25 protein-coding genes and 2 pseudogenes are annotated in these 25,198 nt (G+C 65.3%); 11 read left to right on the top strand and 16 right to left on the bottom strand.

Annotated elements, in window-relative coordinates; genetic code table 11:
- Position 1: 1 nt before the first annotated feature.
- Positions 2-2,272: an ATP-dependent Clp protease ATP-binding subunit ClpA gene (gene clpA, locus V0R59_RS22605; protein ID WP_330077045.1), complete on the top strand. Its 2,271-nt coding sequence runs from the start codon at positions 2-4 to the stop codon at positions 2,270-2,272.
- Between the two features lie 84 nt (positions 2,273-2,356).
- On the opposite strand, the gene infA is transcribed toward clpA, so the two are convergent.
- The 3 genes from infA to aat all read right to left on the bottom strand — a co-directional run bounded on the left by infA (position 2,357) and on the right by aat (position 4,135).
- Positions 2,357-2,575 carry a translation initiation factor IF-1 gene (infA, locus tag V0R59_RS22600; protein WP_002553999.1) on the bottom strand — a complete coding sequence of 73 codons (219 nt, stop codon included), beginning with the start codon at positions 2,573-2,575 and terminating at the stop codon, positions 2,357-2,359.
- Between the two features lie 102 nt (positions 2,576-2,677).
- Positions 2,678-3,385, bottom strand: coding sequence for an arginyltransferase (locus V0R59_RS22595; RefSeq protein ID WP_330077046.1), 708 nt, complete (start codon positions 3,383-3,385; stop codon positions 2,678-2,680).
- Between the two features lie 54 nt (positions 3,386-3,439).
- Positions 3,440-4,135, bottom strand: a complete 696-nt coding sequence (gene aat / locus V0R59_RS22590; protein ID WP_330077047.1) for a leucyl/phenylalanyl-tRNA--protein transferase — start codon at positions 4,133-4,135, stop codon at positions 3,440-3,442.
- A 354-nt stretch (positions 4,136-4,489) separates the two neighbouring features.
- Here aat and ftsK point away from each other — a divergent pair, with 354 nt between their 5' ends.
- The 6 genes from ftsK to cysG all read left to right on the top strand — a co-directional run bounded on the left by ftsK (position 4,490) and on the right by cysG (position 11,994).
- Positions 4,490-6,895 (top strand): DNA translocase FtsK, encoded by a 2,406-nt coding sequence (gene ftsK, locus V0R59_RS22585; protein WP_330077048.1) that lies wholly within the window; start codon positions 4,490-4,492, stop codon positions 6,893-6,895.
- Positions 6,896-6,959: 64 nt separating this feature from the next.
- Positions 6,960-7,583 (top strand): outer membrane lipoprotein chaperone LolA, encoded by a 624-nt coding sequence (gene lolA, locus V0R59_RS22580; RefSeq protein WP_330077049.1) that lies wholly within the window; start codon positions 6,960-6,962, stop codon positions 7,581-7,583.
- 18 nt (positions 7,584-7,601) lie between these two features.
- Positions 7,602-8,927 (top strand): replication-associated recombination protein A, encoded by a 1,326-nt coding sequence (locus V0R59_RS22575; RefSeq protein ID WP_330077050.1) that lies wholly within the window; start codon positions 7,602-7,604, stop codon positions 8,925-8,927.
- Entirely contained in the window at positions 8,924-9,298 is a 375-nt protein-coding gene (gene crcB, locus V0R59_RS22570; protein ID WP_330077051.1) for a fluoride efflux transporter CrcB, read from the top strand. The genes V0R59_RS22575 and crcB overlap by 4 nt, the downstream gene beginning before the upstream one ends.
- A 29-nt stretch (positions 9,299-9,327) precedes the next feature.
- The gene (gene serS, locus V0R59_RS22565; RefSeq protein WP_330077052.1) at positions 9,328-10,608 is read left to right on the top strand and encodes a serine--tRNA ligase; all 1,281 of its coding nucleotides are present in this window, start codon (positions 9,328-9,330) and stop codon (positions 10,606-10,608) included.
- Positions 10,609-11,994, top strand: coding sequence for a siroheme synthase CysG (gene cysG, locus V0R59_RS22560; RefSeq protein WP_330077053.1), 1,386 nt, complete (start codon positions 10,609-10,611; stop codon positions 11,992-11,994). It begins immediately after the preceding gene.
- 112 nt (positions 11,995-12,106) lie between these two features.
- Here cysG and V0R59_RS22555 read toward each other — a convergent pair whose 3' ends face one another.
- From V0R59_RS22555 to V0R59_RS22520, 8 genes are all read right to left on the bottom strand, one after another.
- Positions 12,107-13,075 (bottom strand): glutathione S-transferase family protein, encoded by a 969-nt coding sequence (locus V0R59_RS22555; RefSeq protein WP_330077054.1) that lies wholly within the window; start codon positions 13,073-13,075, stop codon positions 12,107-12,109.
- Positions 13,076-13,189: 114 nt separating this feature from the next.
- Entirely contained in the window at positions 13,190-14,185 is a 996-nt protein-coding gene (locus V0R59_RS22550; RefSeq protein ID WP_330077055.1) for a glycosyl transferase family protein, read from the bottom strand.
- Positions 14,182-14,517: a TusE/DsrC/DsvC family sulfur relay protein gene (locus tag V0R59_RS22545; protein ID WP_330077056.1), complete on the bottom strand. Its 336-nt coding sequence runs from the start codon at positions 14,515-14,517 to the stop codon at positions 14,182-14,184. Before V0R59_RS22545 ends, V0R59_RS22550 begins: the two co-directional genes overlap by 4 nt.
- The gene (tusB, locus tag V0R59_RS22540; protein WP_330077057.1) at positions 14,514-14,804 is read right to left on the bottom strand and encodes a sulfurtransferase complex subunit TusB; all 291 of its coding nucleotides are present in this window, start codon (positions 14,802-14,804) and stop codon (positions 14,514-14,516) included. The genes V0R59_RS22545 and tusB overlap by 4 nt, the downstream gene beginning before the upstream one ends.
- The gene (tusC, locus tag V0R59_RS22535; protein ID WP_330077058.1) at positions 14,804-15,163 is read right to left on the bottom strand and encodes a sulfurtransferase complex subunit TusC; all 360 of its coding nucleotides are present in this window, start codon (positions 15,161-15,163) and stop codon (positions 14,804-14,806) included. The genes tusB and tusC overlap by 1 nt, the downstream gene beginning before the upstream one ends.
- 1 nt (position 15,164) lies before the next feature.
- Complete coding sequence (gene tusD, locus V0R59_RS22530) at positions 15,165-15,557, bottom strand: sulfurtransferase complex subunit TusD (protein ID WP_330077059.1); 393 nt, start codon at positions 15,555-15,557, stop codon at positions 15,165-15,167.
- Between the two features lie 84 nt (positions 15,558-15,641).
- Positions 15,642-17,018: a nucleobase:cation symporter-2 family protein gene (locus tag V0R59_RS22525; protein ID WP_330077060.1), complete on the bottom strand. Its 1,377-nt coding sequence runs from the start codon at positions 17,016-17,018 to the stop codon at positions 15,642-15,644.
- Positions 17,019-17,105: 87 nt separating this feature from the next.
- Complete coding sequence (locus V0R59_RS22520) at positions 17,106-17,801, bottom strand: class I SAM-dependent methyltransferase (protein ID WP_330077061.1); 696 nt, start codon at positions 17,799-17,801, stop codon at positions 17,106-17,108.
- 118 nt (positions 17,802-17,919) lie between these two features.
- Between V0R59_RS22520 and V0R59_RS22515 the strand changes: the two genes are divergently transcribed.
- Both V0R59_RS22515 and V0R59_RS22510 read left to right on the top strand, forming a co-directional pair.
- Complete coding sequence (locus tag V0R59_RS22515; RefSeq protein ID WP_330077062.1) at positions 17,920-18,345, top strand: hypothetical protein; 426 nt, start codon at positions 17,920-17,922, stop codon at positions 18,343-18,345.
- A gap of 78 nt (positions 18,346-18,423) precedes the next feature.
- Positions 18,424-18,651 (top strand): hypothetical protein, encoded by a 228-nt coding sequence (locus tag V0R59_RS22510; protein ID WP_330077063.1) that lies wholly within the window; start codon positions 18,424-18,426, stop codon positions 18,649-18,651.
- Between the two features lie 6 nt (positions 18,652-18,657).
- Here V0R59_RS22510 and V0R59_RS22505 read toward each other — a convergent pair whose 3' ends face one another.
- The 3 genes from V0R59_RS22505 to V0R59_RS22495 all read right to left on the bottom strand — a co-directional run bounded on the left by V0R59_RS22505 (position 18,658) and on the right by V0R59_RS22495 (position 22,648).
- Positions 18,658-21,069 carry a TonB-dependent siderophore receptor gene (locus V0R59_RS22505; RefSeq protein WP_330077064.1) on the bottom strand — a complete coding sequence of 804 codons (2,412 nt, stop codon included), beginning with the start codon at positions 21,067-21,069 and terminating at the stop codon, positions 18,658-18,660.
- A gap of 101 nt (positions 21,070-21,170) precedes the next feature.
- The gene (locus V0R59_RS22500) at positions 21,171-22,055 is read right to left on the bottom strand and encodes a FecR domain-containing protein (RefSeq protein WP_330077065.1); all 885 of its coding nucleotides are present in this window, start codon (positions 22,053-22,055) and stop codon (positions 21,171-21,173) included.
- Positions 22,056-22,123: 68 nt separating this feature from the next.
- The gene (locus V0R59_RS22495; protein WP_330077066.1) at positions 22,124-22,648 is read right to left on the bottom strand and encodes a sigma-70 family RNA polymerase sigma factor; all 525 of its coding nucleotides are present in this window, start codon (positions 22,646-22,648) and stop codon (positions 22,124-22,126) included.
- 142 nt (positions 22,649-22,790) lie between these two features.
- Between V0R59_RS22495 and V0R59_RS22490 the strand changes: the two are divergent.
- Both V0R59_RS22490 and V0R59_RS22485 read left to right on the top strand, forming a co-directional pair.
- Positions 22,791-23,665 (top strand): annotated as a pseudogene (locus V0R59_RS22490) (AEC family transporter).
- A gap of 45 nt (positions 23,666-23,710) precedes the next feature.
- The gene (locus tag V0R59_RS22485; protein ID WP_330077067.1) at positions 23,711-24,181 is read left to right on the top strand and encodes a VOC family protein; all 471 of its coding nucleotides are present in this window, start codon (positions 23,711-23,713) and stop codon (positions 24,179-24,181) included.
- A 27-nt stretch (positions 24,182-24,208) separates the two neighbouring features.
- On the opposite strand, the pseudogene V0R59_RS22480 reads toward V0R59_RS22485, so the two are convergent.
- Positions 24,209-24,364, bottom strand: a pseudogene (locus V0R59_RS22480) (general stress protein); the annotation flags it as partial.
- A 194-nt stretch (positions 24,365-24,558) separates the two neighbouring features.
- On the bottom strand, positions 24,559-24,963 hold the full coding sequence (locus V0R59_RS22475; RefSeq protein ID WP_330077068.1) for a hypothetical protein: 405 nt from the start codon (positions 24,961-24,963) through the stop codon (positions 24,559-24,561).
- Between the last annotated feature and the right edge of the window lie 235 nt (positions 24,964-25,198).

Below are 25,198 nucleotides of genomic sequence, written 5' to 3'. Positions count from 1 at the left end.
TATGTTAAACCGCGAGCTCGAAGTCACCCTCAATCTGGCCTTCAAGGAGGCGCGCTCGAAGCGTCATGAGTTCATGACCGTCGAGCACCTTCTGCTGGCATTGCTGGACAACGAGGCCGCCGCCACGGTATTGCGTGCATGCGGGGCAAATCTCGACAAGCTCAAACACGATCTGCAGGAGTTCATCGACTCCACCACGCCGTTGATCCCCGTCCATGACGAGGACCGCGAGACCCAGCCGACCCTGGGCTTCCAGCGGGTGCTGCAGCGTGCCGTTTTCCATGTACAGAGCTCGGGCAAGCGTGAAGTGACCGGCGCCAATGTGCTGGTAGCGATTTTCAGCGAGCAGGAAAGCCAGGCGGTGTTCCTGCTCAAGCAACAGAGTGTCGCCCGCATCGATGTGGTCAACTACATCGCCCATGGCATCTCCAAGGTGCCGGGGCACGGCGAACACCAGGAAGGCGAGCAGGACATGCAGGACGAAGATGGCGGGGAAACCTCGTCGTCGGGCAATCCGCTGGACGCCTATGCGAGCAACCTCAACGAACTCGCCCGCCAGGGCCGGATCGATCCTCTCGTCGGACGTGAGACCGAAGTCGAGCGGGTCGCGCAGATCCTTGCCCGGCGTCGCAAGAACAACCCGCTGCTGGTGGGTGAGGCCGGTGTCGGCAAGACCGCCATCGCCGAAGGCCTGGCCAAGCGTATCGTCGACGGCCAGGTGCCGGACCTGCTGTCCCACAGCGTGGTCTACTCGCTGGACCTCGGTGCCTTGCTGGCCGGGACCAAGTACCGCGGCGACTTCGAGAAACGCTTCAAGGCGCTGCTCGGCGAACTGCGCAAACGTCCGCAGGCAATCCTGTTCATCGACGAGATCCACACCATCATCGGCGCCGGTGCGGCATCCGGTGGGGTGATGGACGCCTCCAACCTGCTCAAGCCGCTGCTTTCCTCCGGTGATATCCGTTGCATCGGTTCCACCACCTTCCAGGAATTCCGCGGCATCTTCGAGAAGGATCGGGCCCTGGCGCGGCGCTTCCAGAAGGTCGATGTCAGCGAGCCATCGGTGGAGGACACCGTCGGCATCCTGCGCGGGCTGAAAGGTCGTTTCGAATCGCACCACAGCATCGAGTACAGCGACGAAGCCCTGCGTGCCGCGGCCGAGCTGGCGGCGCGCTACATCAATGACCGGCACATGCCGGACAAGGCCATCGACGTGATCGACGAGGCGGGTGCCTACCAGCGCCTGCAGCCGGTCGAGGCGCGGGTCAAGCGCATCGAAGTGCCGCAGGTCGAGGACATCGTTGCCAAGATCGCGCGGATTCCGCCAAAGCACGTCACCAGCTCCGACAAGGAACTGCTGCGTAACCTGGAGCGCGACCTGAAGCTGACGGTGTTCGGCCAGGATGCGGCGATCGATTCGCTTTCCACGGCGATCAAGCTGTCCCGTGCGGGCCTCAAGGCGCCGGACAAGCCGGTCGGTTCCTTCCTGTTCTCCGGTCCGACCGGGGTGGGCAAGACCGAAGTGGCGCGGCAACTGGCCAAAGCACTGGGGGTCGAGCTGGTACGCTTCGACATGTCCGAGTACATGGAGCGGCACACCGTGTCGCGCCTGATCGGTGCGCCTCCGGGCTATGTCGGTTTCGACCAGGGTGGCCTGCTCACCGAGGCGATCACCAAGCAGCCGCACTGCGTGTTGCTGCTCGACGAGATCGAGAAGGCGCATCCGGAAGTCTTCAACCTGCTGCTGCAGGTGATGGACCACGGCACGCTGACCGACAACAATGGGCGCAAGGCGGATTTCCGCAACGTGATCCTGATCATGACTACCAACGCCGGCGCGGAAACCGCGGCGCGTGCGTCGATCGGTTTCACCCACCAGGATCACTCGTCCGATGCGATGGAAGTGATCAAGAAAAGCTTCACGCCGGAGTTCCGCAACCGCCTGGATACCATCATCCAGTTCGGTCGCCTCACTCACGAGACCATCAAGAGCGTGGTGGACAAGTTCCTCACCGAACTGCAGGCGCAACTGGAGGACAAGCGTGTCCTTCTGGAAGTGTCCGACGCGGCGCGCAGCTGGCTGGCTACCGGTGGCTACGATGCGCAGATGGGCGCGCGGCCGATGGCCCGGCTTATTCAGGACAAGATCAAGCGGCCGCTGGCCGAGGAGATCCTGTTCGGCGAGCTGGCCGAGCATGGCGGCGTGGTGCATGTCGACATCCGCGATGGCGAACTGGTCTTCGACTTCGAAACCACGGCGGAAATGGCCTGACGATTGTCGCGGGGTTCGCCCCGCGATTTTCCCGCAGCAACGAAAAAGCCCGGCATCTGCCGGGCTTTTTCGTCGTATCGACTTTTAGCGGGCGCGGTAGGTGATGCGCCCTTTGCTCAGGTCGTACGGCGTCAGTTCGACGCGGACCTTGTCGCCAGTCAGGATACGGATGTAGTTCTTGCGCATCTTTCCGGAGATGTGCGCGGTTACGACGTGCCCGTTTTCCAACTCCACGCGGAACATGGTGTTGGGCAGGGTGTCGACGACAGTGCCTTCCATTTCGAAGCTGTCTTCTTTCGACATGCAGTAAAGCCCTCGGTGTTCAGTTATGGCCGGCCACAGAAGCACCCGGCTACAAAAAGTGGCGTGCATTGTGCCCGAAAAAGGGAGGTCAAGCCAAGGTTTTCAGTTCAGGGTGACCCAGCGCTGGTTGATCAGCAGTTCAATAGGGCGGTATTGGGTCTTGTAGTTCATTTTTTTGCAGTTCTTGATCCAGTAGCCCAGGTAGACCGCATCCAGTCCCAGGCGCAGGGTTTCACCGATCTGCCAGAGGATGGCAAAGCGGCCGAGGCTGCGTCGTTCCTCGTTCGGCTCGTAGAAGGTGTAGACCGCCGACAGGCCGTTGGGCAGCAGGTCTGTCACCGCCACGGCGACCAGGCGGCCGTCCAGGCGGAATTCGTAGAAGCGCGAGAACGGGAGGTCGCGGACCAGGAAGGTGGAAAACTGGTCGCGGCTGGGCGGGTACATGTCGCCGTCCGAATGGCGCTGCTCTATATAGCGCCGGTACAGGTCGAAGTACTCTTCATTGAAGGATGGCCGCGCGGCGGTCACCACCAGGTCGGTGTTGCGCTTGATGATGCGTTTCTGCTGGCGATTCGGGGTGAAGCGCGCAGCCGGGATCCGCGCCGGCACGCAGGCATTGCAGTTCTGGCAGTGGGGCCGATAAAGATGGTCGCCACTGCGACGAAAGCCCATTTCCGACAGGTCCGCATAGACGGTGGCGTCCATTGGCTGGCTCGGATCGAGGAACAGCGTGGTGGCCTGCTCGTCAGGCAGGTAGCTGCAGGCATGGGGTTGAGTGGCATAGAACTTCAGGCGCGCCAACTCGGTCATGATCAACCCCTCGGCAGGTGTTTTTCTAAGTGTAAGCCAGCTATGAAAACTCGCCTAGGTAACGACTTGTGTGCAGATCCACGTGGCGCGATTGGGCTGGTCCAGATATTGACGCAGATAATCGGCGAAGGTTGCCCTGGCGATGGGGCGGGCACCAAGACTGTGCAGGTGCTCGGTGGGCATCTGGCAGTCGATGAGGACGAAGCCGGCTTCGCGCAGGTGTTCGACCAGGCTTACGAAACCGACCTTGGAGGCATTGTCGGCGCGGCTGAACATCGACTCGCCGAAGAACAGCCTGCCCATGGCCAGGCCATACAGCCCGCCCACCAGTTCGCCGTCGCGGCGCACCTCCACGGAATGGGCGAGGCCCTGGCGATGCAGCTCGACATAGGCCGCCTGCATGCTGTCGGTGATCCAGGTGCCGTCGGCATAGGCCCGCGGCGCGGCGCAGGCGCTGATGACTGCGGTGAAGTCCTGGTCGAAGCTGACCTGGTAACGGCCCTGACGCATGACCTTGCGCAGCGAGCGCGAGACATGCAGTTCATCGGGGAACACCACCGTACGCGGGTCCGGCGACCACCAGAGGATAGGCTGGCCGTCCTGGTACCACGGGAAGCAGCCGTGGCGGTATGCCTGGACCAGGCGTTCCGGGCGCAGGTCACCGCCGGCGGCGAGCAGGCCGTTGGGCTCGCGCAGGGCTTTTTCCAGTGGTGGGAAGTCCAGGTTGGTACGGTTCAGCCAGGTCAGCATGGTGAAGGTTCGCGTGGTGGCGGGGCAGGGGAGGGCGCCCAGCATGACCCGAAAGCGCGCCGTGGGACAAGCCCGGCGCAGACGCATCCGCGCCTGGTCGGTAGTGGCCAGTTGCCCGGGGCGCAACTTAAGCGCAGGGCAGTTGTCCCAACTACGCAAAAACCCCGTATAAGCCTTTGTCACAAAAGAAAATGCGTGCTCAAATTGTTACATGGGAATTTGATCCCGTCATGGCTTGTTCCGCCGAGCCGCCATGGCGATCGATCGGCAGTAATGATAAAAGTAGTGATTTGTTGACCGGCCCCCTTGGTCAATCACGGTTGGACGCGCAAGTAGCGCAGGAATAGACGAGTTTTGAAGAAACCCACAGCAACACCCAATCCCGAGCCGCTCTGGCGCCAGCAGTTGCACTACAGGCTCAAGGAAGGTGCCCTGATTGCCATGGGCGCCCTGTGCCTTTATTTGTGGATGGCCTTGCTGACCTACGACCAGGCCGATCCTGGCTTCAGTCACACCAGCAACGTCGATCAGGTGCAGAACGCTGCGGGCCGTGCCGGTGCATTCTTCGCCGACATCCTGTTCATGGTCCTGGGTTACTTCGCCTATATCTTCCCGTTGTTGCTGGCGATCAAGACCTGGCAGATCTTCCGCGAGCGCCACCAGCCCTGGCAGTGGAGCGGCTGGCTGTTCTCCTGGCGCCTGATCGGGCTGGTGTTTCTGGTCCTCTCCGGCGCCGCCCTGGCGCATATCCATTTCCATTCCACGCCCAGCCTGCCGGCCTCGGCGGGCGGCGCGCTGGGCGAAAGCCTCGGCGACCTGGCGAAGAACGCCCTGAACGTGCAGGGCAGTACCCTGATGTTCATCGCCCTGTTCCTCTTCGGCCTGACCGTGTTCACCGACCTGTCGTGGTTCAAGGTCATGGACATCACCGGCAAGATCACCCTCGACCTCTTCGAGCTGTTCCAGGGCGCTGCCAGCCGCTGGTGGGCGGCGCGCAACGAGCGCAAGCAACTGGTCGCGCAATTGCGCGAGGTCGATGTGCAGGTCAATGAAGTGGTGGCCCCGGTGGTTCCGGACCGCCGCGAGCAGGCCAAGGCCCGCGAGCGCATCATCGAACGCGACCAGGCCCTGGCCAGGCATGTCGCCGAGCGCGAGGACAAGACCCCGCCCGTGATCATGCCCGCCCCGGCCAAGGCGCCGGAGCCGAGCAAGCGCGTGCAGAAGGAGAAACAGGCACCACTGTTCGTCGACAGCGCTGTCGAAGGCACCCTGCCACCGATCTCCATTCTCGATCCGGCCGAGCAGAAGAAGGTCAACTATTCCCCGGAATCCCTGGCCGGCGTCGGCCAGTTGCTGGAAATCAAGCTCAAGGAATTCGGCGTCGAGGTCTCGGTGGATTCGATCCACCCGGGCCCGGTGATCACCCGCTACGAAATCCAGCCGGCCGCTGGCGTCAAGGTCAGCCGCATTGCCAACCTGGCCAAGGACCTTGCCCGTTCCCTGGCAGTGACCAGCGTGCGCGTGGTCGAGGTGATTCCCGGCAAGACCACCGTCGGCATCGAGATCCCCAACGAAGACCGGCAGATCGTGCGCTTCTCCGAAGTGCTGTCGTCGCCGCAGTACGACGAGGCCAAGTCGCCGGTCACCATGGCCCTGGGGCATGACATCGGCGGCAAGCCGGTGATCACCGACCTGGCGAAGATGCCCCACCTGCTGGTGGCCGGTACCACCGGCTCGGGTAAGTCGGTGGGCGTCAACGCCATGATCCTGTCGATCCTGTTCAAGTCGAGCCCGCAGGACGCCAAGCTGATCATGATCGACCCGAAGATGCTCGAACTGTCGATCTACGAAGGCATCCCGCACCTGCTCTGCCCGGTGGTCACCGACATGAAGGACGCCGCCAACGCCCTGCGCTGGAGCGTCGCCGAGATGGAGCGGCGCTACAAGCTGATGGCGGCCATGGGCGTGCGCAACCTGGCGGGCTTCAACCGCAAGGTCAAGGACGCCGAGGAAGCCGGCGAACCGATCTTCGACCCGATGTTCCGCCGCGAAAGCATGGACGACGTGCCGCCGACCCTGACCACACTGCCGACCATCGTGGTGGTCGTGGACGAATTCGCCGACATGATGATGATCGTCGGCAAGAAGGTCGAAGAGCTGATCGCCCGTATCGCGCAGAAGGCGCGGGCCGCCGGCATCCACCTGATCCTCGCCACCCAGCGGCCGTCGGTGGACGTGATCACCGGCCTGATCAAGGCCAACATCCCGACGCGGATGGCCTTCCAGGTATCGAGCAAGATCGACTCGCGGACCATCATCGACCAGGGCGGCGCCGAGCAACTGCTCGGCCACGGTGACATGCTCTACATGCCGCCGGGTACCAGCCTGCCGATCCGTGTGCACGGCGCCTTCGTCTCCGACGACGAAGTGCACCGCGTCGTCGAGGCGTGGAAACTGCGTGGCGCCCCGGACTACAACGACGACATCCTCAATGGTGTCGAGGAAGCCGGCAGCGGCTTCGATGGCGGCGGCGGCGGTGAAGGCGGCGAGGACGCCGAGACCGACGCGCTCTACGACGAAGCCGTACAGTTCGTCCTGGAAAGCCGCCGTGCCTCGATTTCCGCGGTACAGCGCAAGCTGAAGATCGGTTACAACCGCGCCGCGCGGATGATCGAGGCCATGGAAATGGCCGGCGTGGTCACGCCGATGAACACCAACGGCTCCCGCGAAGTCATCGCGCCGGGATCGCCGCGGGACTGATACCCCGGTTTCACCGGCGGGCAACGACGCCTGCCGGTTCATTCATTCTGCAACGAGGATTGCCATGCGCCTGATTCGCATGATGTTGGTTTCCGCGCTGGGCCTGTCCAGCGCCGCGGTGTTCGCCGGTGAAGCCGACGTGGCCCGCCTGACCCAGCTGTTGAACAACTCGAAGACCATCAGTGCCAACTTCTCCCAGCTGACCCTCGACGCCAGCGGCACCCAGCTGCAGGAAACCACCGGGCAGATGGCGGTGCAGCGTCCGGGCCTGTTCTACTGGCACACCGACGCGCCGCAGGAGCAGGTGGTGGTCTCCGACGGTGCCAAGGTCACCCTGTGGGACCCGGACCTGGAGCAGGCGACCGTCAAGAAGCTCGACGAGCGCCTGACCCAGACGCCGGCGCTGCTGCTCTCCGGCGACGTGTCGAAGATCAGCCAGAGCTTCGACATCAGCTCGAAGGAGCAGGGCGAGATCATGGACTTCGAACTGCGCCCGAAGACCAAGGACACCCTGTTCGACTCCCTGCGCCTATCGTTCCGCAAAGGCCTGGTCAATGACATGCAACTGATCGACAGTGTCGGCCAGCGCACCAACATCATCTTCACCGGGGTCAAGGCCAACGAGGCGATCCCGGCGAGCAAGTTCAAGTTCGACATCCCCAAAGGCGCGGATGTGATCCAGGAATAAGAGGTCGTACAGCCGTCCATGGACCTGTTTCGCAGTGAACCGGTTGCCCAGCCCCTGGCCGCGCGCATGCGCCCGGCCAACCTGGACGAATACGTCGGGCAGCAGCATTTGCTGGCCCGCGGCAAGCCGCTGCGCGAGGCCCTGGAGCAGGGTGCGCTGCATTCGATGATCTTCTGGGGGCCGCCCGGGGTCGGCAAGACCACCCTGGCGCGGCTGCTGGCGCAGTTCTGCGACGCGCACTTCGAAACGGTCTCGGCGGTGCTCGCCGGGGTCAAGGAGATCCGCCAGGCGGTGGAAATCGCCAAGCAGCAGGCGGCCCAGTACGGCCGGCGGACCATCCTCTTCGTCGACGAAGTGCACCGTTTCAACAAGTCGCAGCAGGACGCCTTCCTGCCGTATGTCGAGGACGGCACGCTGATATTCATCGGCGCCACCACCGAAAACCCTTCGTTCGAACTGAACAACGCGCTGTTGTCGCGGGCGCGGGTCTACGTGCTCAAGAGCCTCGACGAAGAGGCCCTGCGCCGATTGGTGCAGCGGGCGCTGACGGAAGAGCGCGGCCTCGGCAAGCGCAACCTGCGCCTGTCCGATGAAGCCTTCGCCATGCTCCTGGCCGCGGCCGACGGCGATGGCCGGCGCATGCTCAACTTCCTGGAAAACGCCTCGGACCTGGCGGACGACGGTGGCGAGATCGGCGCCGAGCTCCTGCAGAGTCTGCTCGGCGACAGCCGCCGGCGCTTCGACAAGGGCGGCGAAGCCTTCTACGACCAGATTTCCGCACTGCACAAGTCCATCCGCGGCTCCAATCCCGATGCCGCGCTGTACTGGTTCGCGCGCATGCTCGACGGTGGCTGCGACCCGCTGTACCTCGCCCGCCGCGTAGTGCGCATGGCCAGCGAGGACATCGGCAACGCCGACCCCCGCGCCCTGAGCCTGTGCCTGTCGGCCTGGGACGTGCAGGAGCGCCTGGGCAGCCCGGAAGGCGAGCTGGCGGTGGCCCAGGCCATCACCTACCTGGCCTGCGCGCCGAAGAGCAACGCGGTGTACATGGGCTTCAAGGCCGCGCTGCGCGAAGCGTCCGAGCACGGCTCGCTGGAAGTGCCGCTGCACCTGCGCAATGCACCGACCAAGCTGATGAAGCAGCTCGGCTACGGCGAGGAATACCGCTACGCGCACGACGAACCTGGCGCCTACGCTGCCGGCGAAGACTACTTCCCCGACGAACTCGAACCGCGCCACTACTACCAGCCGGTGCCACGCGGCCTGGAACTGAAGATCGGCGAGAAGCTGCGCCAGTTGGCCGAACTCGACCGCAACAGCCCCCGCCAACGGAGAAAACCGTGATCGCACTCATCGCCGCCGTCAGCGCGGGTGGCATCGCCGGGACCCTGCTGCGCTTCGCCACCTCCAATTGGGTGGCTGGCCACTGGCCTCGACACTTTTATCTCGGTACGCTGGCGGTCAACCTGGTTGGCTGCCTGCTGATCGGCCTGCTCTACGGACTGTTCCTGCATCGGCCGTACGTGCCGGTCGAACTGCGTGGCGGCCTGATCGTCGGCTTCCTTGGCGGCCTGACGACGTTTTCATCCTTTTCACTGGATACCGTGCGCCTGTTCGAAAGCGGGCAGGCGCCGCTGGCTTTCGGCTATGCCGCGGTCAGCGTGCTGGGTGGCCTGCTTGCAACCTGGGCCGGCCTGGCAATCACCCGAATCTGAACCAACACCACCCATAACGAGAGAACGACATGCTCGATTCCAAACTGTTACGCGGCCAACTTCAGGAAGTGGCGGACCGCCTGGCCTCCCGTGGCTTCAGCCTGGATGTCGCGCGCATCGAATCCCTGGAAGAGCGCCGCAAGACGGTGCAGACCCGTACCGAACAACTGCAGGCCGAGCGTAACGCCCGTTCCAAGTCCATCGGCCAGGCCAAGGCCAAGGGCGAGGATATCGCCCCGCTGATGGCCGACGTCGAGCGCATGGCGGGCGAACTGGCTGCCGGCAAGGTCGAGCTGGACGAGATCCAGACCGAACTGGACCAGATCCTCCTGACCATCCCCAACCTGCCGGACGCCAGCGTGCCTGTCGGCGAAGACGAAGACGGCAACGTCGAAGTGCGCCGCTGGGGCACCCCGCGTGCGTTCGACTTCCCGATCCAGGACCACGTCGCTCTCGGCGAGCGCAACGGCTACCTCGATTTCGAGACCGCCGCCAAGCTGTCCGGCGCGCGCTTCGCCCTGCTGCGCGGTCCGATCGCCCGCCTGCACCGCGCCCTGGCGCAGTTCATGATCAACCTGCACATCAACGAGCACGGCTACGAAGAGGCCTACACCCCGTACCTGGTCCAGGCTCCGGCGCTGCAAGGCACCGGCCAGTTGCCGAAGTTCGAGGAAGACCTGTTCAAGATCAGCCGTGAAGGCGAGGCCGACTTCTACCTGATCCCGACCGCCGAAGTGTCGCTGACCAACATCGTTTCCAACGAGATCGTCGACGCCAAGGACCTGCCGATCAAGTTCGTCGCCCACACCCCGTGCTTCCGCAGCGAAGCCGGTGCGTCGGGTCGCGACACCCGCGGCATGATCCGCCAGCACCAGTTCGACAAGGTCGAGATGGTCCAGGTGGTCGAGCCTTCGAAGTCCATGGAAGCCCTGGAAGGCCTGACCGCCAACGCCGAGCGCGTGCTCCAGGCCCTGGAGCTGCCATACCGCGTATTGGCCCTGTGCACCGGCGACATGGGCTTCAGCGCCGTGAAGACCTACGACCTGGAAGTCTGGGTGCCGAGCCAGGACAAGTACCGCGAGATTTCCTCGTGCTCCAACTGTGGCGACTTCCAGGCCCGCCGCATGCAGGCGCGCTGGCGCAACCCGGAAACCGGCAAGCCGGAGCTGGTGCACACCCTCAATGGTTCGGGCCTGGCCGTCGGCCGGACCCTGGTCGCGGTGCTGGAAAACTACCAGCAGGCCGACGGCAGCATCCGTGTGCCGGAAGTCCTCAAGCCCTACATGGGCGGCATCGAGGTCATCGGCTAAATGGAATTCCTGCCGCTGTTCCACAATTTGCGCGGCAGCCAGGTACTGGTGGTCGGCGGCGGCGAGATTGCCTTGCGCAAATCCCGCCTGCTGGCCGATGCCGGGGCGAAGCTGCGGGTGGTTGCGCCGGAAATCGAAAGCCAGCTCGCCGAGTTGGCCGTCCAGAGTGGTGGCGAACTTCTGGCTCGTGGCTATGAGGAAGGCGATCTGGACGACTGCCAGCTGATCATCGCCGCCACCGACGACACCGCGCTCAATGCGCAGGTGTCGGCGGATGCGCGGCGGCGCTGCGTGCCGGTGAACGTGGTGGATGCGCCGGCGCTGTGCTCGGTGATCTTCCCGGCCATCGTCGACCGTTCGCCGCTGGTGGTCGCGGTTTCCAGTGGCGGTGACGCCCCGGTGCTGGCGCGTTTGATCCGCGCCCGCCTGGAAGCCTGGATTCCCTCCGCCTATGGCGAACTGGCCGGACTCGCCGCGCGTTTTCGCGATCGGGTCAAGCAGCTGTATCCGGACGTCAACCAGCGTCGCGGCTTCTGGGAAGACGTGTTCCAGGGCCCGATCGCCGAACGCCAGCTGGCCGGGCAGGGCGGCGAGGCCGAGCGCCTGTTGCAGGCCAAGGTCGACGGTGCGGCGGCACAGAATGGTGGCGAGGTGTACCTGGTCGGTGCCGGCCCGGGTGATCCGGACCTGCTGACCTTCCGTGCCTTGCGCCTGATGCAGCAGGCCGACGTGGTGCTCTACGACCGCCTGGTCGCCCCGGCGATCATCGAGATGTGCCGGCGCGATGCCGAGCGTATCTATGTCGGCAAGCGCCGCGCCGATCACGCCGTGCCACAGGAGCAGATCAACCAGCAGTTGGTGGATCTGGCGCGCCAGGGCAAGCGGGTGTTGCGCCTGAAAGGCGGTGATCCGTTCATCTTCGGCCGGGGTGGCGAAGAGATCGAGGAACTGGCGGAGCAGGGCATTCCCTTCCAGGTGGTGCCGGGTATCACGGCGGCCAGCGGTTGCTCGGCCTACGCCGGGATTCCGCTGACCCACCGGGATTACGCGCAGTCGGTGCGTTTCGTTACCGGGCACCTCAAGGACGGCACCAGCAACCTGCCCTGGAACGACCTGGTCGCGCCGGCGCAGACCCTGGTGTTCTACATGGGGCTGGTCGGCTTGCCGACCATCTGCGCCGAGCTGATCCGCCACGGCCGCGCCGCCGATACCCCGGCGGCGCTGGTGCAGCAGGGCACCACCAAGAACCAGCGGGTGTTCACCGGCACCCTGGCCGACCTGCCGCAACTGGTGGCGGAGCATGAAGTGCATGCGCCGACCCTGGTGATCGTCGGCGAGGTGGTGCAGTTGCGCGACAAGCTGGCCTGGTTCGAAGGCGCCCAGTAATATCCTCAAGCCCTACGCGGACCCTGTAGGAGCGGGTTTACCCGCGATTGCGATAGTGAATTCAGTGACGCAATCGCGGGTAAACCCGCTCCCACATCAATCGCGTTGGTCTTCAGATCCCGGTTTTCTTCCAGATCTTTTTCCCAACCAGCCTTTCCCGATCATGCGCCTGCCCGAAATCCTGCAACGGCCCCTTCGGCACGATGCCATTGGGATTGATGGTCTTGTGGCTCATGTAGTAATGGCGCTGGATATGCTCCATGTTCACCGTCTCCGCCACCCCCGGCCATTGGTACAGCTCGCGCAGCCAGTTGGACAGGTTCGGGTAGTCGCTGATCCGCCGCAGGTTGCACTTGAAGTGCCCGTAGTACACCGCGTCGAAGCGCACGATGGTGGTGAACAGACGGATATCCGCCTCGGTCAGGTACTCACCCGCCAGGTAGCGTTGCCCATCCAATAGCCGTTCCAGAGTATCCAGCTCGCTGAACAGCGCATCGAACGCTGCTTCATACGCCCCTTGCGACGTGGCGAATCCGGCGCGGTACACGCCATTGTTCACCGCCGGGTAGATGCGCTCGTTCAGTGCATCGATCTTCGCCCGCAGCGGCTCCGGATACAGGTCCAGGCGATTGCCGGTGAGGCCATCGAAAGCGCTGTTGAAGATGCGGATGATCTGCGACGACTCGTTGTTGACGATGCGCTGCTCGTGCTTGTCCCACAGCACCGGCACGGTGACGCGGCCGGTGTAGTGCGGATCGTCGCGGGTGTAGCGCTGGTGCAGGAAGTCGATGCCGTCGAGCTTGTCGCCGGTGGAGCCCTGGCTCTTGTCGAAGGTCCAGCCATGCTCGCCCATCAGCCAGCTGACCACGGACACGTCGATCAGGCTTTCCAGCCCCTTGAGCTTGCGATAGATCAAGGTGCGATGGGCCCACGGGCAGGCCAGCGACACATACAGGTGATAGCGCCCGGCCTCGGCGGCGGGCAGGGGGTTGTTGCGTTGCGCGCTTTCGCGCTCGAAGGCGCCGTCCTTGCTGCTTTTGTACCACTGGTCATGCCAGCGTCCGTCGATCAACAGGCCCATGGTGGGAATCCTTGGCAGTTCGTGTAGGAAATTGGAGCCCAGTTTACGGACTTCAGTTCGAACGAATAGCGCAAAGATCCCGGGTATTTGATCGACGGATTCGATGGTTTGTTGTCAGGCCAGGCGCGCTGCCCAGTATTCCCGGGCCTTGGCGAAAGCGTCGTCCTGGCTGTGACCCAGGCCGCGCAAGGCCAGGGCCATGGTCGCGACCACGGCCATTTCGCCGTAGCTATCGTTGGCCTCGCCACGCCAGACCCGCATCAGGTGCTCCGGCTCCAGGCTGGCCGGTTTCACATGGCGCTGGGCGGACATCTGCGGCCATTCCTCGTCCCACTCCACGCCGTCGGCGGTGCCGTAGAGATGGCTGGTGGCATCCGGGTTGATCTCGATCTCGCCGCCGTCGCCCTTGACCACGATGGCGCGATCGCCGAGCAGGCGACTGGCTTCACGGTGCACCGCCTGGTAGCCGGGGTGGAAGATGCTCTGCAGGCCGCAGCGGGCGCCCAGCGGGTTGAGCACCCGGGCCAGGGAGTGGATCGGCGAGCGCAGGCCGAGGGTGTTGCGCAGGTCGATCATCCGTTGCAGGCGCGGCGCCCAGTCCATCAGCGGAATGAAGGCGAGATTGCTGTTGTCCAGCGCCTGCTCTACCTGCGTCCAGTTGCGGCACAGCGCGATGCCCGCCAGCTCCAGCAGTTGCTCGGTGTACAGGCGCCCGGCGGTATGCGCGCCACCGCCGTGCATGAGGATGCGCACGCCGTTGCCCGCCAGGCAGCGCGCCGCCAGCAGGTACCAGGGCAGGTGGCGTTTCTTCCCGGCGTAGCTCGGCCAGTCGATGTCCACGGCAATCGCCGGGGCGTCCAGGCGCGCGCGCAGGGCTTCGGTGAAGCCGGCCAGTTCTTCCGGGCTTTCTTCCTTGTGCCGCAGCAGCATGAGGAAGGCGCCGAGCTGGGTGTCCTCGACCTTGCCGTCGAGCAGCATGCCCATGGCGTCGCGGGCTTCCTCGCGGGTCAGGCCGCGGGCGCCGCGCTTGCCCTTGCCGAGGATGCGCACGAACTCGGCGAAAGGATGTTCGGCCGGGGTTTCGGTAACGAGCGGGAGTGGCTGGGTCATATGCAGTTGGTCGGCTTGGGCAGGCCCGCCAGCTTGGCGGCGAGTTTGGCAGGAGTGCCGTTGAACAGGCGGTTGAGGTGCAGGCTGTTGCCTTTCTCCGGGCCCAGCTTGAGCGCGGTGTACTTGATCAGCGGACGGGTCGCCGGCGACAGCTGGTACTCGGCGTAGAACTGGCGCAGCAGCTCCAGCACTTCCCAGTGATCGGCGGACAGCTCGATGGACTCGCGTTCGGCCAGGGCGCGGGCGACGTCCGCCGACCAGTCGCCCAGATCCACCAGGTAGCCGTCCTTGTCGAGGGCGATGGCCTGGCCGTTGACGGTAAGGGTGCTCATAGCCAGCTGTTGACCTTGTCGTAGTCCAGGGACAGGGCCACGAAGCCCGGATAGTCCACGGCGCTGGCCGGACTGTCGGCGATGGCGCGGGCCAGCAGGTCCTCTTCCAGAGCAAACAGGCGCGGGCCCAGGGTGGCCAGGCCGGCCACCGTGGCGGTGCCGGGGTTCAGCGCGTACACGGCGTCGCCGCAGAGCAGCAGGCCGTCCTGGGGACCGAGCAGGCGCAGGCAACTGGCGAGACGGTCGTCGCCGAACGGCGAATGGGAAATGACGTGCAGGGTGCTCATCAGAGGGTTACCACCTGGTCGAATCGGTCGATCAAGGCCGCGAGGCCGGCGTCATCCAGCACCTGTACCGGCAACGCCAGGCCATCGGCGGCGAGGCCGCGTGCCTGGAGGCTGCTGGCGGCGACAAACAGTTCGTCGACGCCGAACATCGGCAGGGCCTGGAGGTTGGCCGCGAGGTTCTTCTGTTGCAGCAACGCCGGCTGCTGCTGGGCGGCGAGCTGGAACACGCCATCATCGAGAAAGAGCATGCCCAGCGGCAGGTCGAAGGCGCCGCCCGCCAGGGCGATATCCAGGGCTTCGCGGGCGGACGGGCCGCTCCACGGCGCCTGGCGGCTGATGATCAGCAAGGACTTGGCCATTTCAATCTCCTCCGAAGCAAACCAGGCGGTCGGCGACCTGCGCGGCTTCATGCAACTGGCCGAGGCCGGACAGCTCCCACGTCGCCGGCAGGTTCACCGCCGGGCGCTGGTAGCGGGTGGCTTCTTCTTCATTCAGCACGCCACGGCGCAGGGCGGCGGCGATGCACACCACGGCATCCAGTTGCTGCTCGTCGATGAAGGCGCGCCACTGCGCCGGAACATCGTTCTCGTCCTGCGGCGTGACCACGTTGGCCGAGGCGCTGTGCACGCCGTCCTGGTAGAAGAACAGGCGCACGATCTCATGGCCGCCGGCCAGGGCGGCCTGGGCGAACAGCAAGGCACGACGGGAGGAGGGCGCGTGGCCGGGGGAGAAAACCGCGATGGCGAACTTCATGGCAAGTCCTGTGGGAAAAACACCCGGCATTCTAAAGCAAAAAGCCCGCAGCAGGCTGCGGGCTTGTCTGGCACGACGGCGGGATCAGGCTTCGCGCCGGGCTTCCGGCAGGAACCAGTTCAGCACCAGGGCGCAGATGCCGCCGGTGGCGACGCCGGACTCCAGCACGTTGCGCAGCGCCGACGGCATGTGCGCGAGGAACTCCGGCACCTGTGCCACGCCCAGGCCGAGGGCCAGGGACACGGCGATGATCAGCAGGGCGCGCCGGTCCAGGCTGGTGCTGGCGAGGATATTGATGCCCGAGGCCGCCACGGCGCCGAACATGACCATGGCCGCGCCACCCAGCACCGGCTCCGGCACCGCCTGGATCACCCCGGCCACCGCCGGGAACAGGCCGAGCACCACCAGCATCAGGGCGATCCAGATGCCGATATGGCGGCTGGCGATGCCGGTCAGCTGAATCACCCCGTTGTTCTGCGCGAAGATCGAGCTGGGGAAGGTGTTGAACACTCCGGCCAGCAGCGAGTTGGCGCCGTTGACCAGCACGCCGCCCTTGATCCGCTGCATCCACAGCGGGCCTTCCACCGGCTGGCGCGAGACCTTGCTGGTGGCGGTGACGTCACCGATGGCTTCCAGCGAGGTGACCAGGTAGATCACCAGCATCGGGATGAACAGCGCCCAGGAGAAGCCGAGGCCGAAATGCAGCGGCACCGGCACCTGGAACAGCGCGGCCTCGTGCATGCCGGTGAAGTCCAGGCGGCCCAGGTAGCCGGCCAGGGCATAGCCCACGGCGAGGGCGATGACGATGGCGCAGCTGCGCATCCACACCAGCGGGATGCGGTTGAGCACGACGATGATCGCCAGCACCACGCCGGACAGCAGCAGGTTCTCGCCGTTGGCGAAGGTGCCGTTGCCCATGGCGGCGAAGCCGCCGCCCATGCTGATCAGGCCGACCTTGATCAGGGTCAGGCCGATCATCAGTACGACGATGCCGGTGACCAGCGGGGTGATCAGGCGCTTGACGAAGGGCAGGATGCGCGAGATGCCCATTTCCACGAACGAGCCGGCGATGACCACGCCGAAGATCGCCGCCATCACGGCTTCAACCGGCGTGCCTTGCTTGACCATCAATGCGCCGCCGGCGATCAGCGGGCCGACGAAGTTGAAGCTGGTGCCCTGGACGATCAGCAACCCGGCGCCGAATGGCCCGAAGCGGCGGCACTGGACGAAGGTGGCGATGCCGGAGATCACCAGCGACATCGACACGATCAGGTTGGTATCGCGGGCGGAGACGCCGAGGGCCTGGCAGATCAGCAGGCCCGGGGTGACGATCGGCACGATGATCGCCAGCAGGTGCTGCAGCGCGGCCAGCAGGCCGATCACCAGGCGCGGCCGGTCTTCCAGGCCGAGGACCAGTTCATTGGCCTGCGCGGGTGCCGGCCCTTGTTCGAGTGAGCTCATGGACGAAGTGCCCTGAAAAAATGGAGGCGCATTCTACGGTGCAGTGGGGGATTTCGGTAGTGGGCTGGTGCCGAAGGCCGGATGCCGTCAAGGCATCCGGCTGACCCACCCCTGCATCAGCCCTGCCTGGAAGAACACCACCGAACTGGCGAACCCCGCCGCCTCGATGATCTGCCCCACCCGCGCTGCCGGCAGGATCGCCACGTCCCGGGCATAGGCCGCGCGGGCACGCTCCAGCATTTCCGGCTGGACCCCGGCGCCTGACATCAGGGTCATCCAGGCGTGCAACAGCACTTCATAGGCCGGCGACGCGGTATCCGCCGCCAGGTCGGCGCTGGCCAGCACGCCACTCGGCTTCAGGCGCGCTGCAATCTCGCCGAAGAACGCGCTGCGCGCCGAGGGATCGAGGAAGAACTGCGAGACCAGGAAGCAGGTAGCGCCGTCATGCTTGCGAGCACTGTCGAGGGTGTCCAGGTAGCCCTCATGGAAATTGCAGCGCTCGACGAATCCGCCTCGCCGCGCACGTTCGCGACACACCTCCAGCATCGCCCCCGAAGGATCGACGGCGGTAAAACGCCAGCCCGGGAACCGCGCCGCGAGATAGCCGATCTCCACCCCGGTGCCGACGCCGACGCAGAGGATCCGCGCATCCTCCGGCAAGCCGCTGAACAGCGAGCCCATGAGGAAATGCAGGTTGTCGCGGATCGGCGCCATGCCGGCCCACTGCTGGTCGTAGCCGGCGGCCTGCTGGTCGAACAGGGCCTTGAGTTCTTCGTTGTGCATGGGAGGTCTGCCTTTGTCGAGGGAGAGAGTGCCGTGTTTCCTTCCATTCTCGCAGAGCTGTCAAGCCCTCCCGCGGCCGGTTATGCTCCGGAGCTTTCAAGGATGAGGACAACCGCCGATGGACTACAACCTCGCACTGCTGCTCGGTGCCGTGCTCAGTCTGCTTGCCGCCGTGATGCATCTCTGGTGCATCGCCGTCGGGCCAGCGGGTTATCGATGGATGGGGGCAGGGGAGCGGATGGTCCGCGCGGCGGAAAAGGGCAAGCGCTTTCCGACGTTGATCACCCTGGCGATCGCCCTGGTCCTGGTGATCTGGGCCGCCTACGCGCTGTCCGGCGCTGGCGTGATCGGCCCGCTGCCATTGCTGCGCCCAGCGCTGTGCGTCATCACCCTGGTCTATCTGCTGCGCGGTTTCGCCGGACCGCTGATGCTGCGCAACACCGGCCGCAGCACCGGGTTCATCGTCGTCAGTTCGGTGATCTGCGCGGGTTATGGACTGGTGCACCTGGCCGGGTTGATCCAGGTGTGGGATCGACTGGGGTAGGGAGACCGGGCAACTGAACCAAAAGCTGACCATGAAGTCAGTTCCTTCAGTTGCCCATCCCTTTCCCCGGAGACGTCCATGTATCGCTACACAGTCGACTACCTGTTCAACGACAAACCCCAATCCCACACCTTCGAACTCAAGCAGGCCCGACTGCCGCTGCACGAAGCGGCGATGCACCTGCTGATCCTGCATTTCGGCGATGGCGAGAACAGCCTGGTGATGCCTGCCGCCGACGCGACGCCGGCGCAGGTCATGGAGCAGGCGGAGCGGGTGGGGTTGAGGGGGATCGAAGTGGTCGGTTGAGGCGACTCAGAAATCCCAGCGCGTCGTCACCATCACATTGCGCGGTTCCCCATACACCGCCGAGTTGTAGAAGCCGATATTGGTGAAGTAGTACTGGTCGAACAGGTTGTTCAGGTTGACCGTCGCCGACAGCTTGGGGGTGATCTGGTAGCGGGTCATCAGGTCGACCACCCAGTACGACTTCTGCGCGAATTCCTCGTAGCGGTCCTTTGGCGAGTTCCAGATGTCCTGCCAGGCCTTGCTCTGCCAGCGGCCGCCGCCGCCCACGGTCCATTGGTCGAGGGCGCCGGGCAACTGGTAGCGGGTGTAGAGGGTGAACTGGTCCTGCGGTTCGAAGGTGGAGATCTTCTCGCCGTTGTCGTCGCGGACGATCTTGTGGGTGTAGCCGGCCTGCACCTGCCAGCCCGGTTGCAGTTCGCCGGACACCTCCAGCTCGTAGCCCCTGGTCTGCGCGTCGGTGCCCTTGAACGCCCAGTTCGGCGGCGTCGGCGTCTGGTTGTTCCAGGCGTCGTCGGACACCGGGCGGTTGCTTTCCTTGACTTCGAAGTAGGCCAGGCTGGCGTTGAGGCGGCCGTCGAGGAATTCGCCCTTGATGCCGATCTCGTAGTTTTCCCCCTGGTCCGGCTCCAGCAGCGCGCGGTTGCGGTCCAGGTAGTAGCTCTCCTGGGGCATGAAGATGTCGGTGTAGCTGGCGTACAGCGAGAACTGCTCGTCGAGGTCGTAGACCACGCCGGCGTAGGGGATCACCCGGCCCTGTTCGCGGTAGGTGTTGCTGGTCCCGGTCAGCGTGTAGTTGACCAGGCGGCCGCCGAGGATGAAGTGCAGATCGTCCAGCACGTTGAGGCGGGTCGCCAGGTAGACGCCGTTCTGGCGGACCACGTCGTCGGTGACCTGCGCCGCCTCGCCCCAGTTCGGCTTGGCCACGTTGCCGTGCCAGTTGAAGAAGTCGAGGGTGTTGGCACCGGGGAAGGTCACGTTCCAGAAGCCCTTGCCGTCCCACTTGGCGATGCTGGTCGAGCCCCCCAGGACCAGCTCGTGCTCCTGACCCAGCAGGCTGAACGGGCCGCTGACGTAGAGGTCGGCGGAATCACTGACGGTCTCGCCACGGTAGCGTTGCGCGGTGATGCTGGCGCTGCCGTCGGCGGCCGGTGTGGCGCCCTGGATGGTGCCCATCTGCGCGTCGTAGCCATTGACCTTGTGGTCCAGCTGCAGCTTGGTCACCCAGCCGTCGCCCAGGTCGTGTTCGAGGGTGGCGAACAGGGTGCGGGTGTACTGTTTCCAGCTGCTCCAGTCGGCGGCGTTGCTGAACGAGCGCGAGACCTTGTTGCGCTCGCCGTTGGCATTGAGCAGCGGAAAGCTGCCGGACCAGGTGGAGCCGCGCGGGTCGTTGTCCTGGTAGTCGCCGCCCACGGTGAGCAGGGTGTCGGGGGACAGGTCGAATTCGAGGATGCCGTAGTAGACCTGGCTCTGGCTGGAGTAGCGGTCCAGGTACGAGTGCTTGTCCTGGTACGCCGCCACCGCGCGCCCACGGACATTGCCGCTGTCGGTCAGCGGGCCGCTGACGTCCAGTTCGCTGCGGTAGTTGTCCCACGAGCCGGCGCCTAGGGTCAGGTGGCCCTGGAAGTCGTGGGTGGGTTTCTTGCGGATCAGGTTGATCGAGGCACCGAGGGAGCCTGCGCCCACAAGCAGGCCGGTGGAGCCCTTGAGCACCTCGATGCGGTCGTAGATGGCCATGTCGCTGAGGGTGTTGCCGGCGGAGTAGCCGACATTGCGCACTGCCGAGGGAATGCCGTCGTACTGGAAGTTGTTGATGGAGAAACCACGGGCATAGTAGTTGGTGCGGTCGCTGTCGTAGGCCGAGACGGTGATGCCCGGGGTATGGCGCATCACGTCGTCGACGTTGTCGAGGGCGAAGTCGTCCATGTGCTGGCGGGTCACCACGGTCACCGACTGTGGCGTCTGCCGCGGGCTCAGCACCAGGCGCGTGGCCGTGGCGATGGTGCCGGGGGTGTAGGCGCCGCTGCCTTCGGTAACGGTGCCGAGCTGGTTGGACACCACCTGCGTCGCGCCCAGTTCCATGATCCCGGTCGTGCTCGGCAGGGCACGCATCACATAGCGGCCGTCCTCCTGCTGCTCGGCTGAAAGGCCCGAGCCTTCCAGCAGGCGGCGCAGGGCTTCGTCCACCGGGTAGCGGCCATCGAGGCCACGGCTGGTGCGGCCATCGGTGAGCGCCGGGTCGAAGGACACCAGTACCCGCGCCTCGGTGGCGAAACGGGTCAGGGCGGTGCCCAGGTCGCCCTGGGCGATATGGTATTCCCGCAGGTCGTCGGTGCTGGCCGTGGCGGGCAGTGCCAGGCCGAGGAGGGTGGCAAACAGCAGTGCCTGGGCGATGGGAGAGGGTGTGAACGGGACTTTCATGGCGGCTTCGTGCTCGTCTGGTTGGCAGATGGGGGCGTGGCCCCTCTGCTGGATGAGTCGAAGCGGCGCGACGAAACCTATCAGCAAGGATGAAAAAAACTTCAGCGCGGCATCACCGTCACCCAGAAGCGGCTGCGCTGCACCACCCGCACCGGCAGGCTCGCCTCCAGCGCGCGCAGGGCGCCGTCGCTGTCGTCGAGGACGAAGGTGCCGCTGATCCTCAGGCCCGCCACCGCCGGATCGCAGCGCAGCCAGCCGCTGCGATAGCGCCCCAGTTCGGCGAGGAAGTCGTCCAGGCGCTGCCGGTTGGCTACCAGCAAGCCTTGGCCCCAGGCGTCCTGGCCGGGGGCGACCGCTGTCACGGCGCTCGTTCCCTGTGCGCCCAGCACGCACTGCTGCCCGCTCTCCAGCAGCAGCGGCTGACCACTGGCCGGCGTCAGGCGAACCCGGTGCTCGAACACCGCCACCTCGGCACCGGCGTCGCGCTGGCGCACGGAAAAGCGCGTGCCCAGCGCCTGCACCGTGCCCTGCGCGACCTCGACGAAGAAGGGGCGGTCGAGAACATCGTGGGCGGTGCTGACCAGCACTTCGCCACGGCGCAGGACCAGGCGTCGCTGGCGACCGTCGTAGAGCACGTCGACTGCGCTGTCGCTGTTCAGCTGGAGGCGGGTGCCATCGGCCAGGGTCGTGTCCAGACGCTGGCCGAAGGCGCTGTGCAGGTCGGCGTACCAGCCGGCTTCACGGCCCTGGCGCCAGCCGCCATAGCCCAGCGCCGAGGCGCCGGCCAGCAGCACGAAACCCTTGAGCATGCCGCGCCGCTGCACGCCGCGCTGGGCCTGCAGCAGCGCCTGCGCGCCGGGGCCGGGCACGCGCTGGAACTGGCCGACGGTCTGCTGCACCTGGTCCCAGGCCCAGGCGTTCTCGCTGCGCTGGGCCAGCCAGGCTTGCCACGCCGGCTCCTGGTCATGACCTCGCGCGCCGTGCAACCGGCTGTGCCAATGGGCCGCCTGTTCCAGTGCCTCGCGCTGGGCGGAATCGAGGCGGTCGAGCAGGCTCAGGGCTGCAGGCCCAGGCGGTATAGGGTGCAGTGGTGAGTGGCCTTGGCGATATAGCGGGTGATGGTCACCTCGCTGAGGCCTTCGGCTGCAGCGATGGCCTTGTAGGTCATGCCGTCGAGTTGCGACAGCAGGAAAGCACGGCGCACCGCCGGGCCGAGCCCGGCCAGCATGCGGTCGAGTTCGCACAGGGTTTCCAGGAGCAGGGCACGCTCTTCCTCGCTGATCTCGAAGGCTTCCGGCACCTGCGCCGGTGCGGCCAGCCAGGCTCGTTCCAGGCGGTCGCGACGGTAGTGATCGATCATCAGGCGGCGGGCGATGGTGGCCAGGTAGCCACGGGGTTCGCGCACCGCCTGCAAGCGATCCTCGGCATCGCGGGCGGCGAGGATGCGGATGAACACGTCATGTACCAGGTCGCGGGCCAGCTCGCGGCAGTCGACACGGGGCCGCAGCCAGCCGAGCAGCCAGCGATGATTGTCCTGGTAGAGGGTGCCCACCAGTGCCCGGGTGCGAGGTTCCGACATGTCGAGTCCGAAAACGTAAGTGAGAAGCGCTCGCATCTTATGCGCTTCATCGCTGCAACCGCAAGGCGCAGGGCACCGCAAAGCCTTGCGCCAATGGGCGGCAGCCTTCTAGCATGGCCGCTTTGCCCAAGGAACACGCCCCATGCTGGCTTCGCTGTTCGCCGTCCTGGCCCGGTCTTCATCGTCGCCGGTATCGGTTTCATCTGGGCGCGCAAGGGCCATGCCTACCCGACCGAGTTCATCGCCAGCCTGGTCATGACCATCGGCACGCCGTGCCTGGTGCTGTCGACCTTGCACCGTACCCGTCTCGACCCGCAGGCCTTCACCAGCATGGCCCTGGCCTGCGTGCTGTGCATGCTGGCGATGGCGGCGATCGGTTATGCGGTCAGCCGCGCATTCCGCCAGCACTGGCGGGTGCTGATGCCGGCGTTCATGTTCCCCAATACCGGCAACATGGGCCTGCCGGTGGCGCTGTATGCCTTCGGCGACCAGGGCCTGGCCCTGGCGGTGGCGTTCTTCCTGACCCTGTCCAGCTTCCAGTTCACCCTCGGTATCGCCATTTCCGGGGGCGCCACCACCTTCCGTTCGTTGCTCAGGAATCCCATCGTCATCAGCCTGGCCCTGGCCTTGCCGATGATCTTCTTCGACCTGCACCTGCCGCTGTGGCTCGCCAACACCGTGGACCTGGTGGGCGGCATGGTGATCCCGCTGATGCTGCTGACCCTCGGCGTGTCCCTGGCCAGCATCCGCCTGCAGCATGTCGGCAGCGGCATGCTGATCGGCGCGTTGCGCATCGTTCTTGGCGCCGCTATCGGCTGGGCCGTCGGCGTGCTGCTGGACATGGACACGCTGCCGCGCGCGGTGCTGGTAATGCAGTCGGCGATGCCGGTGGCGGTGTTCAACTACCTGCTGGCGGTGCGCGCCAACCGCTCGCCGGAGCAGGTGGCCAATGTGGTGATGTGCTCCACGGTCCTGTCGTTTGCCTGGCTGCCGATCGTGCTGGCGGGGTGGATGTAGCGCGGTTACCCTGAGCGCCTTGTCCCGGCCTTGTGGAAACCCGTCATGGACCTGAAATTCAGCCACGTGGATGTGCTGGTCAGCGATCTCGAAGCCGCCTGCGCGCATTACGCCCGGGTGTTCTCGGCGCGGGTGTCGCGGCCGTTCACCTGGCAGCGCGACAGCTTGCACGTGCGCTATGCGGTGGTCGTGTTCGGCAGCGAGCGCTTCATCCTGGTCCAGCCCCTGGCCGGCAACCTGCACGAGCTGCTGCTGCGCAACGGCGAGGGCACGATCTACCGGCAGTGCTACACCACCCCGGATATCCTCGTTGCCTACGACGAACTGCTGGCCAACGGCGAGCAGCCCGAAGACGAGAACGGCATGCCGCTGTCCCGCGACCAGCTGGACACTCCCAGCGGCGTGCGGATCATCTGGTTGCCCAAGCGCTTCGGGCATTTCTCCATCGAGATCCTCCAGGCTGACGAGCTGGAGCATTTCATTCGCAGTGCGTTTTCCGTTTCCGATCCGCAATAAGCGAAGGGCCGCAGAGCGGCCCTTTTTTCACTCGCTCTTGCGACCGCCGCCATGGCTTTTCTGCCCGCCGACGCGACCGGCTTCGGAGGCGCGCTGACGGTCGTTGGCGAAGTTGCCGCCGGAGGCCTGGCCCCCTTTGCGCCCGGCTTCCGATGCCTTCTGCCGGTCATTGGCGAAGTTGCCCGGGTTGGTATTGACTGGCTTGCCTTGATTGTTGGCCATGAGCCTCACCTCACTGTGATTTCACGTTCGAAGTCGCACAGGACAGCCTGTGTACAGGTACGACGGGGCCCGGCGAACGGGCGCTCAACGGAATTTGCCGAAGACCGACGAACTGCTCCAAAGGCCGGGCAGCCAATGGCTTGCGGGCCAAGGGCCTACAGGATGATCTCGGTCGTGGGGTAGAACAGCACGTTGAGCACGAACAGGATCATCCAGAAGCCGATCTCCAGGGTCTCGCTGATCGGCTGGATCTTCCTGATGGCGCCGTAGACGTGCACCACGAACATCAGGGCGAAGACCAGGAACAGCACGTCGAAGGCGTAGCTGAAGCTGGTGCCGGTGGTGGCGGAGCGCAGCATGGTGGCTTCCACCACCAGGATGAAGGCGCCGAGGCAACGGCCGAAGTAGATCGCCAGGTGTTCGTGTTCGGGAATCGTCCAGCCCATCAGCCGGGCCCAGCGCAGCGGGGCGAGGAAGATCGGCAGGGCGAAGAACAGGGTGGTGAGGATCATCAGGGTGGTGATGTATTCGCGGCTGTATTGCGCGTAATGGCCGAGCATGGTGGAACTCCTTGTCCCGCTTGTTTTTGTTGTGGCGGCAAGGATTGGTGGCGCGGGGGTGGGGCGTCAAGGCGGGGTGTACCAAAGGAGGTGGGTGTCGTTATTTCGGATGTGATCGCTGCATGGGTATCCGAGATTGGGAGAGCGACTCGGACCCTGTGGGAGCGGGGGGGCCCCGGCGTTGGATGTTGGGGGAACAGCCGCGAACAGGGGGGGCCACCCCCCCCCCCCGGCC

Source organism: Pseudomonas ulcerans (assembly GCF_036324125.1).
GTDB lineage: Bacteria > Pseudomonadota > Gammaproteobacteria > Pseudomonadales > Pseudomonadaceae > Aquipseudomonas > Aquipseudomonas ulcerans.
Note: the sequence above shows the minus strand (reverse complement) of the source record. Positions and strands in the feature narration are given on the sequence as shown.

Bases quoted from the DNA above. Each gene is read 5' to 3' on its own strand.
- serS (WP_330077052.1), top strand. From the start codon at position 9,328: ATGCTCGATTCCAAACTGTTACGCGGCCAACTTCAGGAAGTGGCGGAC.
- cysG (WP_330077053.1), top strand. From the start codon at position 10,609: ATGGAATTCCTGCCGCTGTTCCACAATTTGCGCGGCAGCCAGGTACTG.
- V0R59_RS22545 (WP_330077056.1), bottom strand. From the start codon at position 14,517: ATGAGCACCCTTACCGTCAACGGCCAGGCCATCGCCCTCGACAAGGAC.
- V0R59_RS22575 (WP_330077050.1), top strand. From the start codon at position 7,602: ATGGACCTGTTTCGCAGTGAACCGGTTGCCCAGCCCCTGGCCGCGCGC.
- V0R59_RS22525 (WP_330077060.1), bottom strand. From the start codon at position 17,018: ATGAGCTCACTCGAACAAGGGCCGGCACCCGCGCAGGCCAATGAACTG.
- aat (WP_330077047.1), bottom strand. From the start codon at position 4,135: ATGCTGACCTGGCTGAACCGTACCAACCTGGACTTCCCACCACTGGAA.
- V0R59_RS22595 (WP_330077046.1), bottom strand. From the start codon at position 3,385: ATGACCGAGTTGGCGCGCCTGAAGTTCTATGCCACTCAACCCCATGCC.
- V0R59_RS22510 (WP_330077063.1), top strand. From the start codon at position 18,424: ATGTATCGCTACACAGTCGACTACCTGTTCAACGACAAACCCCAATCC.
- tusD (WP_330077059.1), bottom strand. From the start codon at position 15,557: ATGAAGTTCGCCATCGCGGTTTTCTCCCCCGGCCACGCGCCCTCCTCC.
- V0R59_RS22505 (WP_330077064.1), bottom strand. From the start codon at position 21,069: ATGAAAGTCCCGTTCACACCCTCTCCCATCGCCCAGGCACTGCTGTTT.
- infA (WP_002553999.1), bottom strand. From the start codon at position 2,575: ATGTCGAAAGAAGACAGCTTCGAAATGGAAGGCACTGTCGTCGACACC.
- lolA (WP_330077049.1), top strand. From the start codon at position 6,960: ATGCGCCTGATTCGCATGATGTTGGTTTCCGCGCTGGGCCTGTCCAGC.
- V0R59_RS22555 (WP_330077054.1), bottom strand. From the start codon at position 13,075: ATGGGCCTGTTGATCGACGGACGCTGGCATGACCAGTGGTACAAAAGC.
- V0R59_RS22485 (WP_330077067.1), top strand. From the start codon at position 23,711: ATGGACCTGAAATTCAGCCACGTGGATGTGCTGGTCAGCGATCTCGAA.
- V0R59_RS22475 (WP_330077068.1), bottom strand. From the start codon at position 24,963: ATGCTCGGCCATTACGCGCAATACAGCCGCGAATACATCACCACCCTG.
- tusC (WP_330077058.1), bottom strand. From the start codon at position 15,163: ATGGCCAAGTCCTTGCTGATCATCAGCCGCCAGGCGCCGTGGAGCGGC.
- V0R59_RS22495 (WP_330077066.1), bottom strand. From the start codon at position 22,648: ATGTCGGAACCTCGCACCCGGGCACTGGTGGGCACCCTCTACCAGGAC.
- tusB (WP_330077057.1), bottom strand. From the start codon at position 14,804: ATGAGCACCCTGCACGTCATTTCCCATTCGCCGTTCGGCGACGACCGT.
- clpA (WP_330077045.1), top strand. From the start codon at position 2: ATGTTAAACCGCGAGCTCGAAGTCACCCTCAATCTGGCCTTCAAGGAG.
- V0R59_RS22515 (WP_330077062.1), top strand. From the start codon at position 17,920: ATGGACTACAACCTCGCACTGCTGCTCGGTGCCGTGCTCAGTCTGCTT.
- V0R59_RS22550 (WP_330077055.1), bottom strand. From the start codon at position 14,185: ATGACCCAGCCACTCCCGCTCGTTACCGAAACCCCGGCCGAACATCCT.
- V0R59_RS22520 (WP_330077061.1), bottom strand. From the start codon at position 17,801: ATGCACAACGAAGAACTCAAGGCCCTGTTCGACCAGCAGGCCGCCGGC.